Source organism: Paenibacillus sp. 2TAB26 (genome assembly GCF_052115145.1).
Taxonomy (GTDB): Bacteria; Bacillota; Bacilli; order Paenibacillales; family Paenibacillaceae; genus Pristimantibacillus.
Genome location: NZ_JBFRGC010000009.1, coordinates 265,620 through 281,704 on the forward strand (window position 1 = coordinate 265,620; position 16,085 = coordinate 281,704).

Genomic DNA, 16,085 nt, shown 5'->3' on the forward strand with positions numbered 1-16,085 from the left:
CAATAACAAAGAACCTCCAAACCCGTTTGCTTCATGGGTTTGGAGGTTCTTTTCATTTCAATCTGGACTACTTAATCATCGCTTCTTGACCAGCTTTAATCTTTAAAGTGAAAGGACGCGGCTTCGGTTTGCTACTACCTGCCTCAAGTGCATACAGAACAACGAGCAGCGTATGATGTTCGCGATCAACCTCTCCTGTAGCAAGGAACGTTGCAAGATCAAACGGCAGCTTCTCAATAACCGCATGTTTGTGAAGCTCCTTCTCGCCAAATCGCAGTGCTGCGAATTCAGGAGATACATCCTCTGGGCGATCCGCTAAGTGGCGCATCCAGCCGCTCCACAGCGACTTGTCCATCGTAAACTCCCACCAAATTTTGCGAGGCTTATAATTATGATTAAGGAAATAATCGTATTTCATTAGCCCCAGCACGACGTCCTTATCTAAGCGTTCGCCTGCAATTGCGAGTATTTCTTCTGGTGAAGCAGAAACTCTCTTCGTATCCTCTTGCAGTGCTGGCACCTGTTCGAAGTTCTTCTCTGCTGAGATAGGCAGCGATCCAAGAAACGCCGAGAGCCGCGAGAACAGATCCTCCAGCTGATGGCCGATCTTTTGCCAGCCGCTTCGTTCCCAGAAATCGCCGAACGCCTGGAAGAAGTCGAATGGCGATGGAAACACACGATCAACCAAATAAAGCAGCGTATGATCCATTCGGTGCGCATTCCAATATTTCTCCAATACATCCTCTACCCGTTTAATGCGAACGATATCGCCAAATGGCATCAGATCGTTGCCCAGCATTTCATAAGGCGATCTGTCCATATAGATATAGCCCCATTTATCTGCTTCACGGCGGAGACCCGTACCGCGCAGCATTTTGAGAAAGCCTAACTGCAGCTCCTCGGGACGCAGCTCGAATACATCATTAAACGTTCCGCGGAACGTATCATAGTTCTCAAGCGGCAGACCGGCAATCAAATCAAGATGCTGATCGATTTTTTGAGAATTTTTCACTTTCATAACGGTACGCACCAGCTTCATCCAGTTCTGACGACGCTGAACCGCTTCATTTGTTGGATCATTCGTAGATTGTACGCCAATTTCAAAGCGGAATATGCCTGGAGGCGCATTCTCAGCCAAATAATCAAGCACCTCAGGTCTCATGATATCTGCTGTTATTTCAAATTGAAAAACACAGCCCTGGTGGTTTTTGATCAAAAACTCAAAAATTTCAAGCGCGTAATCCCGTTTAATATTAAATGTTCGATCGACGAATTTAATAAGCTTGGCGCCTTTTTCGATCAAATACAAAATATCTGCTTTCGTCCGCTCCATATCATAATAACGAACGCCAACCTCGATACTGGATAGGCAAAACTGGCAGCTGAACGGGCAGCCTCGGCTTGTCTCAAAATAAACGACACGGCTTCCCAAATGAGGAATATCCTCCTCAAAGCGATGCGGGGATGGCAGCTCATTCAGATTCAGCTTGGGACGCGGCGGATTAATCAGCACCTCGACGCGATCCTCGCGCTGCTTCCGATAGGTAATTCCAAATACCATATGGTATTTGCCATCGCCTTCAATCTCAGTAAGCAAATGATGGAAGGTCTCTTCGCCTTCGCCCACCACGATAAAATCAACCTCTTGCACACGCTCCATCCAATAGTCCATATCATAGCTGACTTCTGGACCGCCTAAAATAATTTTGATTTCAGGCATGATTTTGCGCAGCATATTAATAACCGTAATCGTTTCCTCGATGTTCCAAATGTAGCAGGAGAATCCGACTACATCAGGTTTTCTCGAAAAAATATCGGACACGATGTTCATCACTGGATCTTTGATGGTGTACTCTGCAATTTCAATATCGAATCGATCGCCGCTAAACGCCTTCAAACAGCGCAGCGCCAGTGATGTGTGTATAAACTTGGCATTTAATGTGGACAGTACCACTTTCATAAGTAATAACCTCTCTAACTTAAGCATTTGCCTATAAAGCACGCTTGCGAAAGCCTTCAGCGCTTATAGCAAGATGCCTTCTATTGTACAGAAAAAAATCAAAAAAAAGAAGAGGCATCCCTTGCCGCAGATCGCAGCAGCAGATGCCTCCATTTTTTTACACTCTTACTTTAATATAAAGTTCATTTTTGAGCTGCATATCGATAATTGGATAGCGAACACGCCATTTGTCGCCGCCAAGTGCTGTGACCTCGCCCGATTCAAAGCCGCGCGGCTCGAAACCATAATCGCGCTCGAAGGAAATAAGCACTTGAATTTTCTCATCCGGCAGCATCTTATGGAACTCATTCCCTAGATTAATTGCCCAAAGCCTGAGCTCCTGAGACATCGACGCTCCGTATAACATATAAAACCTAGGATCAATATCTGCTGTCAGTACGAGCCAGCCAGCGGAATCACGTTTGGCTTCCCACTTCGTAAACTTAGCCTCGCCTTCAGTAGTAGATACAGAAGAGAATTGATCTTTCAGCACCTTCTCGATATCAGCCAAAGGAGCGCCAACGAGCGTATCCGGCAAGCTTGAAGGTAAAAACTTAGCGTTCTTTATTTTCTCCTCTGTTACTTCGCTATTCAAACTAGCAGCATGAATAACGGATACAGCAAAATTCAAATCCGCGCTCGTCCCAGAGTATCCAAGCGTGGTGATACCAATAAGATCTCCGAACTCATTAAACAATGCCCCGCCTGAGCTGCCGTGATCGATCGGAGCACTTGTCTGAATGTATCGGATACCGTCTTCATAGGTGATGTTGCTAATCAGACCGTCTGAAACTGTATTTTGCAGTCCAAGCGGACTTCCAATGGCAACGACTTTGCCGCCTTTATACGAGTTTAACCCGTAACCTAGAACGACCGGCGGAATATCAATTGATTTTTCTGTTTTAACAATAGCTAGATCTGCTGACTTATCATAATGAACTACGCCTGTAATCTTCAGCTCATCACCATAAACATCCAGCATAGTAGCAGAGGCTGCATCTCCGATAACATGATAATTAGTAAGAATCAGATTATCACCAATAACAACGCCGCTGCCTTGAGCGCGATTGGTCATAATGAGAACAACGCTCTCATCATATTTATCTACGATTTCTTTAGGAGTAAGTCTAGGAATGTTTTTCTGCTGCTCAAGCCACTCGTTGTATTCTGCTTGCTCGGCAGCCTCTTGCGATGTGATTCGAACCGCGTTAGCGGCTTTATCCCATTTCACATTTGCGTTAAGAGCTTCCGAGATGAACCGAACGGGTACAAACGTGACGCCTTTGCGAACGACAGCAGGTGAATCGAGCTTCACTGTTTTACCGTTAATGACCGCTTGCTTCATGCCTACTTTAAGAGAAATAGAACGATTGCCTTTACGTCCAATAATCGTCTCCGTCTTGCCTTCCCAAGTTACGGTAGCGCCCAGTGCTGTAAAAATATCGCGCATCGGAACAAATGTGACGCCTTTCTCTGCATACGCGCCGGCTGATAGAGATAATTTCTTGCCATCTACAATCACCTGCAGTTGTTGCGTCGATACGGCAACCGTCTTGCTTGCAGCGCTGGCTGCCGCTACAGAATCTACGCTAAGTGTTGACAATGGGGCAAGCAATAACCCGGCAATGAGCATAGGACTTAGCATAGTCTTTAAAATTTTTGTTTTCACGCGATCATTTCCTCCAAACTTTTCCTTTTTCACCATTTGGTAAATCTATCATTAATCCTACCACTCCTCTTAACTCTTTGTCTATTAGATCGAGATTCATAGAGCGTTGTTAAACTGCTAAACAGAAGATTAGAACTGAAGCCCATACTCATGGTATAGTAGGAGCATTGAATCTAGGAGGTTTTTTGGCATGCACAGGGGAAAAAAGCGCGGAGCTCCTCAATCACAAGCAGATAAGAGCAAGTCCTACCCGGTTAACGAACCGATGGAACTGCTTCCCTTTCTCATAAAAAATATTTCAGGTGCTGGACGCAATGTAGTGAAATCCATATTAGCGAATGGACAAGTATCTGTAGGCGGAAAATCAACGACCGCTTACAACTATCCGCTTCAGCCCGGTCAAACCGTTACGGTAGGCAGAGACCGGCCGCAGGATAAAATACCGCTGGAAGGGCTCGCGATCCTTTTTGAGGATGAGCATATTATCGTTATAAAGAAGGAATCGGGACTTCTGTCCATATCATCTGATTCTGCGCCAGAAAATGAAGTGACCGCCTATCGCCAGCTTATGGCGCATGTACGTGTCGAGAATACGAAAAACCGGATTTACGTTGTGCATCGTCTGGATCGTGATACTTCAGGTGTCATGATGTTTGCAAAGAGCGAGGCGGTTCAGCAGCAGTTGCAAAACAGCTGGCAGGATTCGGTTCAAGAACGCAGCTATATCGCGCTCGTAGAAGGATTGGTTAAGAAGGAGCAAGGTACAATCAGTTCGTGGCTGAAGGAAAGCAAAACGCTCAAAATGTATTCCAGCTCCTATCCGAACGATGGTCTGCACGCCGTTACCCATTACAAGGTGCTTCGTTCCAATAAAAACTTCTCGCTTCTCGAAGTGAATCTCGAGACAGGCCGAAAAAACCAAATTCGCGTTCATATGGAGGACATTGGCCATCCCGTTGTTGGCGACAAAAAATACGGCGCACGCACACGCATCATTGGCCGCCTTGGCTTGCATGCCCGCGTATTGTCCTTCACGCATCCGGTAACCGGCAAACTCGTCAAGTTTGAAACTGAAATTCCTAAGCTGTTTCTTAAGCCGTTTCATGTGACGGAGTAAGCAGCAAACAAACAAGCATCAGTCGTTATACAGGAATGCCAATGATTGTGAATCAGACGGCATTCCCTGGTATAAGCGGCTGATGCTTTTTTTTGATATACTACTATGGATATTTAATCTATCTATGCAGGAGGAACAGTGCAATGCCACATTTATTATTCCGCGGAGTACCGTCCGAGCAGTTAAAGTCTGTTTCGACACCGCTTGCCGCTGAGCTTGCCGCTATTTGCGAGTGCGGTACCGATAATTTTACAATGGCTTGTCTAAATACGACCAGCGTTTTTGGCAGTGAGGCAGATGATCAAGGGTTTGCATTTATCGAGGTCGGCTGGTTCGAGCGGGGACAGCAAGTAAGAAATCGATTTGCACAGGCAGTTACCAAATATGTCAGCCAAATTGACTTATCTGAAATTGAGATCGTGTTTCATGCATATCGTGAGGACAGCTATTATATTAACGGTGAAGCCGTATCGGATTAATTTCATTCCATGTTTCGTGTGATGGACGTTATTTTCCAGTTATCGTTGGAATCTGTATGTAACTCTAACGTGTTGATTTCAATTCGATTTTTATCAGCTTTATCCTTATAAGTAATTTTAACTACAGCTTCTCCTGAAGCATCATCATTCTTGGATGAACTAATTTCAAAAGTTTCTAACGAAACCAAACCATAGTCTTTATTCATGAGAGGCATCGTAACGTAATAATCAACAATGTCCCACTCCCCGGAGTCCCAATCCAAAAGGTTTTGAGACTCCTCCATCTTTCCATTATGCATGTGGTCGTAATATGCGGTGATTGTTTCCTTCATTCCCATCTGCTTATTTGAGCAGCCTATTAAGACAATAACAAATAGAAGAATCAAAATAATCAACATTACTCTAGCACGCAAAATAATACGGTCACTATTTCTTGCTCCACGCCACATCATCGACATTTAACCAGCCCGCCCCTCCAGTAAAATAGATAGAAACGGTATCCCCCATGTTCACGGATACTGCAGGCAGCTTAACTTCTACATATTGCTCTTGTGCGTTAATCGCAAGATCTTCAACTTTTACTCCATTGATGGAAAGCCCGATCATTCCACCAGCAGCGCTCGTACTCACTTTAGCAGAAAGGATATAGTCACCGTCATCAGCAGCCGAGAAGGTCTGGGAAACGACACGACCGTTGCCTGGGTCAACATACATTAAGTTGGAACCGCTGTAAGGACGGTTTGAGCCTATCCCCGTACCGGAAGTAAATGACCAATACTGCTGCCCTTCCTCAAAGCCGCCGTTCTGAAATGATTCATGAACCTTCTGAGCCACCACTGTTCCTGTACCGCTCACGACCGTATAATGTTTAAATTTTTTAATCTTATAGCCTGAATCCTCACCCGGAATAGAGTCGCTATTTTTGAAAATATAAGCCGCTTCCTCATTTGGCCTTGGCTCAGGCTGCCCAAAATGGTATCTGCCGAATGCGCGAACAAACTGAAAGGGCTCACCCGGATTGATATAGTCGACTGTGCTTATAAACTGCTTCGGATCCATTTTTTCATAAAACAATACATAAATATAAGGCATCATCACTTGATCCGTCACATAAATATTGCCTTCCGTTTCATCCGATGCGTACTGTACAGCTTCTCCAAAGGATTCATAGAAAAGCGGGCTTATTTGCTTCGCATAAGTAGTGAAATAGTTAGCACAGAAGAAAACAAAGAAAATGGAGAACGCCGCTATAATTATTGGGAATGAGTATTTAATCCGCTTGTGCAGCCACATAAGGCCTGCAACTGCCAAGTATACCGTCGGATAAAAAATAATATTAATACGATTGATATTCACATCTGTAATCAATGTCATTAGAATTGCCGTTCCGAACCAGATAGCAATGACTGCTGTCTCTATGCGGAAATTATTAATCAGTTTCATCACACCATACAAGATGCCAATTCCGATCAGCGGTAATGCTAACGGATACATATACCCAAATTTAGGCATGGCATTCCACAGCAAACCATCATTTTGAGTCAAATACATTTGCAAAAATGATTTGAAATTGTCCGCAAACGTTGAGAAAAAATGACCGCCAAATGCGGTAGAGATTTGCTCTACACGAGGAACAGTTAGCTTAGGAATAGAAAACAGAAATTGTATGGTCGCCATGCCATATCGATTAATAAGAAGAAACAGTCCGATAGGTGCTGCTAATATAATGAGAACCGCGCAATTCCAAAGCAGAACTCGAAGCTTGAACGTCTTTTTAACAACGAGCAGAGCCAATATGCCTACTCCAAAAACAGGTACAAAAAAATAAGCCGTTCCATAAGCATAAAGCGAAGCGGCTAGTGTTAATGTAAAGCCAATCAGCCATTTCGGCTGCTGCAGCGCTTTGAACAAAAAAAACACTGCGATCAGCACTAGAGTAGGAAAAATATTCGACTCCAGCGCCCATCGTGACATCATAATATGCCAAGGACATATGACGATAAAAAAAGCTGCAGCCGCAGCTGCATGCTTTCTTTTAAATAGCTGATTTGCAATCCGATAAAATAGCACCATGCTCAGTAGGCCAAATAAGATGCTAACCATTCGAACTGACAGTTCATTTAAACCAAATAAATAGATAAAAGGCATAGACAGGTAAGCATAAAGCGCGTTCTGACCGCTTCCCCATGCAATAAGATGAACCGGCAGCGAAATGCCATTGCGATCAATGCCATAATGCAGAATAGAATAAGCCTCATAGCCGATCGATGCCTCATCCTGATTCAAGCCGCCTGGTATGGATCCCGCATATACCACTCTCACCGCAGCCCCGACGAGAAACAGAAGCAGCAATAATGGGTTCTTTTTTACCCAATCTATAAAACTAGTCATTACTATGGGTCACCGCTCCGCTTTTTGTAATCGTATTCGTAGGACGAATAGGGTATAAATAAAAAAATAGAAGAGCCACAAGCAGAGCTATGAACGGGATGAAGCTGAGCATTGAACGAATGCCCCACACAGCCGCATCCGCTTGAACCGCGTCTTTCACATAGCCTGTAGCCTCCAGCACAACACCCAGAACAACAGCCTGCAATGAAATTCCCCATTTGACGATAAAGCCGTTCATCCCAAAGTACATGCCCTCTCTGCGTACGTTTGTCTGCTTCTCATCCTCATCAATAATCTCGGACAACAGAACATCCAGCAAAACGAGCAAACCCGCTAAACCGATGCCGATCACGACCGCCGCCATGGCCGCAGTTGCAACGCTGGATACGAATAAAAATGGAATCGTTGCAAATGCGTAAATACTAACGGCAATCATAACGGTCTTGCGCGGGCCCCATCTCTGCAGCAATTTCCCCCATATGTAGACGCACGGGATGGCAGCGACAAAAATAGCGCCAAGCAAAATCGTATTGCTGCTATCTTCAGCTCCGAGCACGTATTTGGTGAAGAAAGGGATAGCCGCGGGCAGCATGGCAAAGGTAAACTGGACGAAAAAGCTGCCGATAACGAATAAAACAAACGCCTTATTCGAGAATGTGAATTTCAAGGATTGAACGAAACCAACCTCTTCACGCGAAACAACCATTTTTTCCTTGCTTGCCGATACCATAACAATAAAGAAAATAAGCGCGATCCCCGCAAAAATCGCTCCCATCGGCCCCCAGCCCATATTCGCATAAACGAGGGGAGGAAGAGCCACACCAATAATCATCCCCAAGATGCCGAACATTTGACGCCATGAGGACACCGTTGCCCGTTCTTTCATCGTTGTAAACATTTCAGGGAACAGTGCAGAATAGTTCAATACAACCATCACGAACATAATGTCATAGAGCAGCACGATCGTTAAGAAGTACCAGAACAGCGCTGATCCGGTACCAACTGGAAACCAAATCGCAGTAAACAAGGCCACCAGCGGCACCATGCCAAACAGCATGTACGGAATGCGCCTGCCAAAACGGGAGCTCGTACGGTCGGAAATGTGTCCGAACAACGGGTTTAGCACCGCATTGACGATGCCGTGAATCACCATGGCCAAACTGATTAAAGTCGGTTTTACACCAAGCACATCCACATAATAAAAAACGATGTAGGATGCGAAGGCCTGTGCAATTAAGTTGACTGATAAATTTCCCGAGCTGTAAGCTAATTTCGATTTGAAGCTTGCCATAGCCATAAATAAAACGCCCCCGGTTACGATGAAAGTCTATTATAAATTACATATAACTCTCTCATCTTACCGCACAAACCCTTTTTATTCCATAATTAACTTATTGAACAATTACTTGATTTTTACCATTCGGATATAAGGACTTCCGCTCACTAAAATCGTACCATCCTCAGTAAAACCAAGCTTTTTGTAAATCGCATAAGCTCTCGTATTTTCTGGCTCTACAATCAGCGACAGCCTGCTGCATCCAGCCTCTTCACCCTTCTGTTCAAAAGCGCTAATTAGCGCTTTAGCTATGCCCTGCCCCTGATAACGTTCGGCGACTGCGATGGAATCCAAGTAAAAGTCGCCTTCTTGTGCCTCAACAGCAATCGTCTCATCCGCACGCACACCTTTATCTCGCCCAGGACGTGTAACAAATGGCACATCCAGCTCTGCAGCCCCATCGCCTGAATAGCTAAGAAGCATACCTGCAATGCCATCTTCTCTCCTATCGACAAGGACATGCTTATAGCTAATCCGATTGTCCTCGCGAACATAAAAATCGCCAAGGATGCGCTCTACTTCAGAATCATCCTCAGTTCCTGCCAAGGTGTAGGCAATGTGGCCAATCGCAGATAGCAGCAGCGGCATTACTTCTTTTAAGTCTTCTTTCACAGCTTGTTCAATCATGATGTCATCCCTCATTCTTTTAATGTTCTGTTATAATAAGTGAATATTATTCTTAAAGGTGATGAAGTTGTGAGTCATGTCTATTATACATTTCCCATAGGCATTCGGAACAGTCAGGTTCCTTTTGCCGAGCAAGCAGAAGCCGAAACGAGCCTTCAGCTTGTTGATGCAAGCCAGAAGGATGCCGGCTTCTTCCGGTCTTTAGAGCAATTCGGCATATCACTCAATAGGCCTCAAATTGCCGCTGTTCGCCATAACAAAGGAGCCGCACTAACGCTGGCAGGAGCAGGATCGGGCAAGACGTCTGTACTCGTATGCCGAACTGCTTATCTGCTGGCTGTGCAAGGCGCCTTGCCGCAGCATATTTTATTAATGACTTTTTCCAAAAAAGCAGCCGATGAAATGCGAAGCCGCATTCGCGCTCTTCCTGTGCTTAATCCGCAAGCAGCAAGCGGCGTAGAGGCTCGTACCTTTCATTCCTTCTGCCTCCAACTGCTGCGAGGGCGCGGCTATCGCCAAGGCATTTTGGGTGAAACCGGACAAAAGCATATTTTTTTCAAACGTCTGATGCGAGAGCTTTTGCTGCAAAACGAATATGAGCCCGAAACCATTCTTGCACAGCTCTCCGCCATTAAGTTGCAGATGATCAACATCGAAGACCTTCCTGCTTCTACAACGGAGGAAAGAGAGCTAAAGCTGCTTTTCACTCGTTATGAGCAGTGGAAGAAAGAGATGGATAAATTCGATTACGATGATTTGCTGCTTGAAGCGTACAAGCTTCTGAGGGACGACAAGGCGCTGCTTGCTACCCTTCAGCAGCGCTTTCAGTACATCATGATCGATGAATTTCAAGATACGAATCAGGTGCAATACGTGCTCGTCCAAATGCTTGCCGACAAGCATCGCAATCTTATGGTCGTCGGCGATGACGATCAGACGATCTATTCCTTCAACGGTGCAAAAAACGATTATATATTGAACTTCGAGCATCAATATCCAGGTGCAGCAACTTATGTACTGGATATTAACTACCGCTCAACGAGCACAATCGTCGGACTTGGCAATGCTATCATTCAATATAATAAGCTCCGCAAAGAGAAATCGCTCTTTGCTGTCAAGCCCAAAGGAGTTAGCCCCTCCTATGCACGGCTCAAGACGACGCAAGACGAGGCAAAGCTCATTACGGACACGATTAGCATGCAAATTGCTCAAGGCAATCGCTCCTTTGGCGATTTTGCTGTTTTATTCCGTACTGCGAGCAGCAGCAGGGCGCTCGTCGAGCTGCTTCTTACAAAGGAGCTTCCGTTTATCGACTTCGGCGACGGCCAGCTCTTTTATGACCAGTGGGCGATAAAGCCGCTAGTTGCCCATCTGAGGCTTGCAATGGATCGCCGCAATTTCGATGCAATGGAAATTTTGCTGCCCTCGCTTTATGTCAATCGGGAACAGGCTATGGCTTTCATATGGAACCAAGACAAGCAGCGTGCTAAGAAATGGCCGCTCATACATCTGCTTGAATTTCCGCAGATCAAACAATTTCAGAAAGACAAAATCAAAGAACGCATCAAGCTTATTAAAGCGCTGGCCGAATTAAAACCTGCTGAAGCTATTATGCAGCTTCGCCAATCCTTTTATGACCAATTTCTTGAAACGAGCAAGCGTCATGAAATGACGGAGCATAAGGAAGGTTTAAAGGAAGTGCTTGATGAGTTCGAGTCTGCGGCGAGCACGTATGATACCATCGAAGCTTTTCTAGCCTATATTGATGATATTACGGACAAGCATGCTGCCGTACAGCAGCTTCAGAAGCATAATCATAACCGCAGTGCGATATCTTTGATGTCCATTCATAGATCCAAAGGACTTGAATTTCCTGTTGTATTCGTCATCGGTGCCTCAGAAGGCATTTTACCGCATAGCTCTGCATTAGCTGCGGATAAGCATAGTGACCGGAGCTCCATTCAAACGGGCGACAACGCACTGGCAGAAGCGCTGGAGGAAGAACGAAGACTCGCCTATGTTGCTGTCACTAGAGCCCAAGAGGAGTTGTATATCAGCTCCCCTGCTCTGTACCGGGGAAAACCGGCTGAACTATCAAGGTTCATCCGCTCAGCCTTTATGTCAGGTGAAGAAGAGGACGGTGATACTGAATCTGCTCTTGCATGGTTATGTACTAGCGATTCCTGCGAGGTATGGCAGCGTATTATTACGTACGAGGATTCACAATCAGAGACTCGTGCATGCCCATTATGCCAGTCTCCAATGGAGCAAGGCACAAAGATATTGCCGAAGAAAAAGAAGTGAGGAGAAACGATTTGCAACATGAATGAACACCTCGTCCATTACCTTAAACTAGCTGATGCTGTGATCATCACAGATATAGAACATCATATTCTTGCAGTCAATCCGTCCTACGAGAAAATTACGGGCTACTCATCACAAGAAATAGCTGGAAAAAAAGCTGGCATCCTGCGAACATCCTATACGCCAAAGGAAACGCATGATCAGATGAAGCAAGCTCTTAAACAAGTCTTGCCATGGTCAGGCGTACTAACTAATCGGCGAAGAGACAGCAGTATTTGGCATTCCTCCATTACTATAACACCTCTGCAAATCGAAGGGGTAACCTATTATATCGGTATTTTTCGTGAGCTGGAGAAGTTAAAGAGCGGCTTCTATTTACCAGAGGAGCGCATCGGTTCCATTCAAAGCTCGATGCTTAAGGTGCTCGCCATTTCTTGCGAAATTCGTGATCCGGGCATCGAGCAGCATCTCGTCCGTGTGCGGGATTTAACGGAACGGCTCACTCACTTCCATAATGAACGCATGCAATTATGCTGGACGGAGGAAGCCGTGAACCGCATTTCGCATGCGAGCATTTTACACGATATCGGCAAATCAGGAATTCCGGAGGGTATTCTATATAAACCTGGTCCTCTCGCTTATTACGAACGAAATATTGTTGAGATGCACACCCAAATCGGCGTTGATATCATTGATAAAATTTATGCTGAGCTTACAGATGATTTATTTAAGCTTGAGCTCGAAATGGGTAAAAATATTATTTTATACCATCATGAAAAATGGGACGGTACCGGCTACCCGCATCAGCTTGCCGGAGAAAACATTCCAATTGAAGCACGTATCGTCAGCGTCGTTGATGTTTATGATGCATTGACCAGCACCCGTCCCTACAAAGAAAAATGGTCCGAAGAACGTGCGCTGGAATATATTAGTGAACAGCGCGGGCTGCATTTTGACCCTGAGCTGGTTGACTCCTTCCTTGCGCTCCATTCTAACGAAATGTAGTTGCAAAAAAAGCGCCAAACCCGAACATGGAATGAACCGTGTCCTCGATTGGCGCTTTATTTGTTTGTTTTTATGCTCCATATAGCGCGTCGAACTCATCCTCTAATATAGACATCGTAATGAGATCATGAAACTTCCCATCCATAAACAAAGCGTCCCTCTCTACTCCCTCGCGATGAAATCCGATCTTCTCATACACATGGATGGCGCGCGGATTAAAAGCGTAAACGCCGAGATGGATTCGGTGCAAATTCAATTGTTCAAATCCGTATCTAAGCATGAGAACCAGCGCTTCTGTACCATAACCTTTGCCGCGATGCTGCGTCCCTTGAATACCGATACGTATATTCGCGCTGCGATTGATCGTATCCATATCATTTAGTACAACCTCGCCGAGCAGCTCCCCTGTTTCCTTCAATATAATCATGGAATCAAATCGGTCTTCGTTTATGACGCTAATTTTGCGAATCCAAGCTTCGATTTCCTCACCTGTAAAAGCTTTTTGTGACCCTGTCAGCAGGTTCATCTCCGAATCTTGTAAAAAAGCTAAATAAGCCTCTATATCGGACTCCTTTGCTGGACGCAATAATACCGAATTTCCCTCAATGATGTGTTTTGCAAGTTGTGTCATCACAATAATCTCTCCTATTTTTACTCTCAGCATTAATAAATCAACTCATGATTTTCATGTATATTATTTTGTGCGCAAAAATCCTTATACTTCTGAAGTATAGTGAAAATATCATCTTGTCCGGTAATCTCATCGTTGTCATTGAAGTATTGCAGCGCTCCCCCTAATATAAAGAGCGTCAGCACTTCCTCGTCTTCCGTTATGAGGGTATGAATATCTCCGGGCGGCTCATAAATAAATGTTCCCGTGCTCAGATCAAAGCGTAAAGGTTTGAAATAACAGGTATGATTTTTATCAAAAGGAACCCATGGCAAATTATCTATTTTAAATATGCGTTCAGGCAGTTGAAAGGCTTCTGCTAATTTTACAACGGTCTCGTCAATTAACTTCAAATGAAGACACCTCCCTCATGATGATCCGCCAGTATTCAATTCCAACAGTTTCAGCTTATCTGGATTTCTTACAATGTACAGATGAAGTGCGCCCCCCTGCACCACATGGAAAAGAGTAACCCCCTCGATTCCTTTATCTGATCGTAAAACAAGTCCCGTCTGACCGTTCAGAATTCTAAGCTCGGCTTTCACACTGCCATCAGCAAGTGGTCCTTTTTGAACCAAACCGAATAGAAACCGAGAAACGTTTTCGCGTGTTTTAATAGGATGAATAGCAGCAGACACTTTGCCTCCGCCATCTGAAAGGAGAACAACCTCCTCTGCAAGCAGAGAAAGGACCTCCTTCACATTGCCCTCCGCAAGCTCCAATACAAAACGACGAACCCATTCTTCACCTGCAGGCTGCGCATAAACAGGCTCAGCCTCGGAAATCCCCATTTTGTCTCGCGCACGGCTCAGCAGCTTTCGACAATTGACTTCGCTTTTTTCTATTAGCTTTGCAATATCCGAATATTCGAAGCCCAGCGCTTCACGAAGCACAAATACGGCACGCTCCGAGGGGGTTAACCTTTCAAGCAAAACCAGCATTGCATAAGACAACAAATCGTGGTGAATAACGGCATCCAGTGCATCCGTCTCTTCTGTGATAATGGGTTCTGGGAGCCACGGCCCAACGTACCGCTCTCGCTGCTTTCGGGCAGACTTTAGCAAATCCAAGCTGCGGTTTGTCGCCATTTTGCACAAATAAGCCTTCGGCTCGGCTATGCTTTCTGGATCTATATCATATGCCTTCACGAAAACATCCTGTACGATATCTTCAGCGTCAGCAGCCGAACCCGTAAGCTGGTATGCAATTTTGAACAAAAGCGCTTTATATTGCAGGTAAAGCTCTTTCATTTCACCATCCCTCGTTTCATAACAAATGCTGCTTTTATCATTTTATGAGACTCGCATAATCCCAAGTCATTTTCCGTACCTTCCATCCAAGCTTCCCCGTTATGACAATGTCGAGCCCCCATTGCCTTGTCCATACCATTCCCCGCTCTGGCCCGAGACCAAAACAGAAAAAATCAATATAGCTCTTGTGAACAGGTGCAGAATGACCCATTACATCAGCCGTTATGACCTTCCCCAGCCTATCTGCTTGTGCAGTCGCTTCCTTGCATGTCATCCCATCCGTTAGCCCGCTCACAGGGTCAACAATTTGAGCACAGTCGCCAATGCTGTATATCCCAGGTGCTTCTTTCACACGGTAATTAGCGTCCACAATGACTCGACCATCTGCGGTAAGCGGCAGCCCCATGCTTCTGAGCATCGGATTAGGCAGCAATCCAAGCGTCCAAATACATAAGCCGACCTTTAAAATCTCACCATCCGATAAGAGAAGTTCCCCTTCCCTCTCACGAATAGCTTTGCGTCCATGCAGAACGGTCACTCCGCTGCCCTTAAGCAAGCGCTCCAGCTTCATGCCAACCTTTGCCGGTCCCTCCTGAAATAATCTATCCTGCGCATTTAGCAAGTAGAGAATCACCTCTGACGGATCAAGTCCGAGTGCACTTGCTTCCTTACGCAAAGCATAGACAAGCTCAGCAGATGATTCGATTCCGCTAATCCCCGCCCCTGCAACGGCAACAGTCATCCATCTTTGACGCTCAGCACGGCTTGTTTCCTTTACCGCTTTTCTCAAGTTTTCATGCCAAAGCTCTCGAATATGAGCTGCGCTTGCGAGTCCAGTCAAGGCAATACCGCCCTGATCGGCATCGGGCTGACGAATAACGCTTCCAGCTGCCAAAATGAGAATATCGTATTTTAAATGCTGCTCCTGCCCGCTCTCATCTTTATACAATAACCGCTTATCCCTTTTTTCTATGGTCATTACCATTCCTTGAATAAATTCCACGCCATCCGGAAACATGCTGCCAAAAGGAACAACAATATTATCATCATTGACAGCCGGCTTGAACAGCAATACCTTCCGAAGATGGTATGGCTGCTTATCAATCAGAATTACACGGAGCTTCCCAGCTCCTAATTCCGGCTGCAATGTTTTTCGTATTGCCTTGAGGGCGTTAATGCCTGCATAACCGCCGCCAATAATGATACATGTTATTTCCTTTTTCTCTTTCATCTCCATC

The 16,085-nt window shown here is 45.2% G+C and carries 14 protein-coding genes; 4 read left to right on the plus strand and 10 right to left on the minus strand.

Annotated features, from left to right (window positions below):
- Positions 1-67 precede the first annotated feature (67 nt).
- Both AB4Z50_RS12455 and AB4Z50_RS12460 read right to left on the minus strand, forming a co-directional pair.
- Positions 68-1,960 (minus strand): B12-binding domain-containing radical SAM protein, encoded by a 1,893-nt coding sequence (locus tag AB4Z50_RS12455; RefSeq protein ID WP_441879217.1) that lies wholly within the window; start codon positions 1,958-1,960, stop codon positions 68-70.
- A gap of 157 nt (positions 1,961-2,117) precedes the next feature.
- On the minus strand, positions 2,118-3,668 hold the full coding sequence (locus AB4Z50_RS12460) for a stalk domain-containing protein (protein ID WP_441879219.1): 1,551 nt from the start codon (positions 3,666-3,668) through the stop codon (positions 2,118-2,120).
- A 190-nt stretch (positions 3,669-3,858) separates the two neighbouring features.
- Here AB4Z50_RS12460 and AB4Z50_RS12465 point away from each other — a divergent pair, with 190 nt between their 5' ends.
- Both AB4Z50_RS12465 and AB4Z50_RS12470 read left to right on the plus strand, forming a co-directional pair.
- Positions 3,859-4,785 (plus strand): RluA family pseudouridine synthase, encoded by a 927-nt coding sequence (locus tag AB4Z50_RS12465; protein ID WP_441879221.1) that lies wholly within the window; start codon positions 3,859-3,861, stop codon positions 4,783-4,785.
- A 143-nt stretch (positions 4,786-4,928) separates the two neighbouring features.
- Complete coding sequence (locus tag AB4Z50_RS12470) at positions 4,929-5,264, plus strand: DUF1904 family protein (RefSeq protein WP_441879223.1); 336 nt, start codon at positions 4,929-4,931, stop codon at positions 5,262-5,264.
- A gap of 2 nt (positions 5,265-5,266) precedes the next feature.
- On the opposite strand, the gene AB4Z50_RS12475 is transcribed toward AB4Z50_RS12470, so the two are convergent.
- The 4 genes from AB4Z50_RS12475 to AB4Z50_RS12490 form a co-directional block, all read right to left on the minus strand.
- On the minus strand, positions 5,267-5,722 hold the full coding sequence (locus AB4Z50_RS12475) for a hypothetical protein (RefSeq protein ID WP_441879225.1): 456 nt from the start codon (positions 5,720-5,722) through the stop codon (positions 5,267-5,269).
- Positions 5,691-7,655 (minus strand): glycosyltransferase family 39 protein, encoded by a 1,965-nt coding sequence (locus tag AB4Z50_RS12480; protein ID WP_441879227.1) that lies wholly within the window; start codon positions 7,653-7,655, stop codon positions 5,691-5,693. Before AB4Z50_RS12480 ends, AB4Z50_RS12475 begins: the two co-directional genes overlap by 32 nt.
- Positions 7,648-8,952, minus strand: coding sequence for an MFS transporter (locus tag AB4Z50_RS12485; RefSeq protein ID WP_441879229.1), 1,305 nt, complete (start codon positions 8,950-8,952; stop codon positions 7,648-7,650). The genes AB4Z50_RS12480 and AB4Z50_RS12485 overlap by 8 nt, the downstream gene beginning before the upstream one ends.
- Before the next feature lie 105 nt (positions 8,953-9,057).
- The gene (locus tag AB4Z50_RS12490) at positions 9,058-9,618 is read right to left on the minus strand and encodes a GNAT family N-acetyltransferase (RefSeq protein ID WP_441879231.1); all 561 of its coding nucleotides are present in this window, start codon (positions 9,616-9,618) and stop codon (positions 9,058-9,060) included.
- Positions 9,619-9,657: 39 nt separating this feature from the next.
- Between AB4Z50_RS12490 and AB4Z50_RS12495 the strand changes: the two genes are divergently transcribed.
- The gene (locus AB4Z50_RS12495) at positions 9,658-11,922 is read left to right on the plus strand and encodes a UvrD-helicase domain-containing protein (RefSeq protein ID WP_441879233.1); all 2,265 of its coding nucleotides are present in this window, start codon (positions 9,658-9,660) and stop codon (positions 11,920-11,922) included.
- Positions 11,923-11,940: 18 nt separating this feature from the next.
- Complete coding sequence (locus AB4Z50_RS12500; RefSeq protein WP_441879235.1) at positions 11,941-12,927, plus strand: HD domain-containing phosphohydrolase; 987 nt, start codon at positions 11,941-11,943, stop codon at positions 12,925-12,927.
- A 70-nt stretch (positions 12,928-12,997) separates the two neighbouring features.
- Here the strand turns inward: AB4Z50_RS12500 and AB4Z50_RS12505 are convergent, their stop codons facing one another.
- From AB4Z50_RS12505 to AB4Z50_RS12520, 4 genes are read right to left on the minus strand one after another with little or no spacing between them, the layout of a single operon-like run.
- Positions 12,998-13,558 carry a GNAT family N-acetyltransferase gene (locus AB4Z50_RS12505; protein ID WP_441879433.1) on the minus strand — a complete coding sequence of 187 codons (561 nt, stop codon included), beginning with the start codon at positions 13,556-13,558 and terminating at the stop codon, positions 12,998-13,000.
- Between the two features lie 32 nt (positions 13,559-13,590).
- On the minus strand, positions 13,591-13,950 hold the full coding sequence (locus AB4Z50_RS12510; protein WP_441879237.1) for a 2,4'-dihydroxyacetophenone dioxygenase family protein: 360 nt from the start codon (positions 13,948-13,950) through the stop codon (positions 13,591-13,593).
- Positions 13,951-13,965: 15 nt separating this feature from the next.
- Entirely contained in the window at positions 13,966-14,847 is an 882-nt protein-coding gene (gene sigJ, locus AB4Z50_RS12515) for an RNA polymerase sigma factor SigJ (RefSeq protein WP_441879239.1), read from the minus strand.
- 37 nt (positions 14,848-14,884) lie between these two features.
- Positions 14,885-16,078 (minus strand): NAD(P)/FAD-dependent oxidoreductase, encoded by a 1,194-nt coding sequence (locus tag AB4Z50_RS12520; protein WP_441879241.1) that lies wholly within the window; start codon positions 16,076-16,078, stop codon positions 14,885-14,887.
- Positions 16,079-16,085 lie beyond the last annotated feature (7 nt).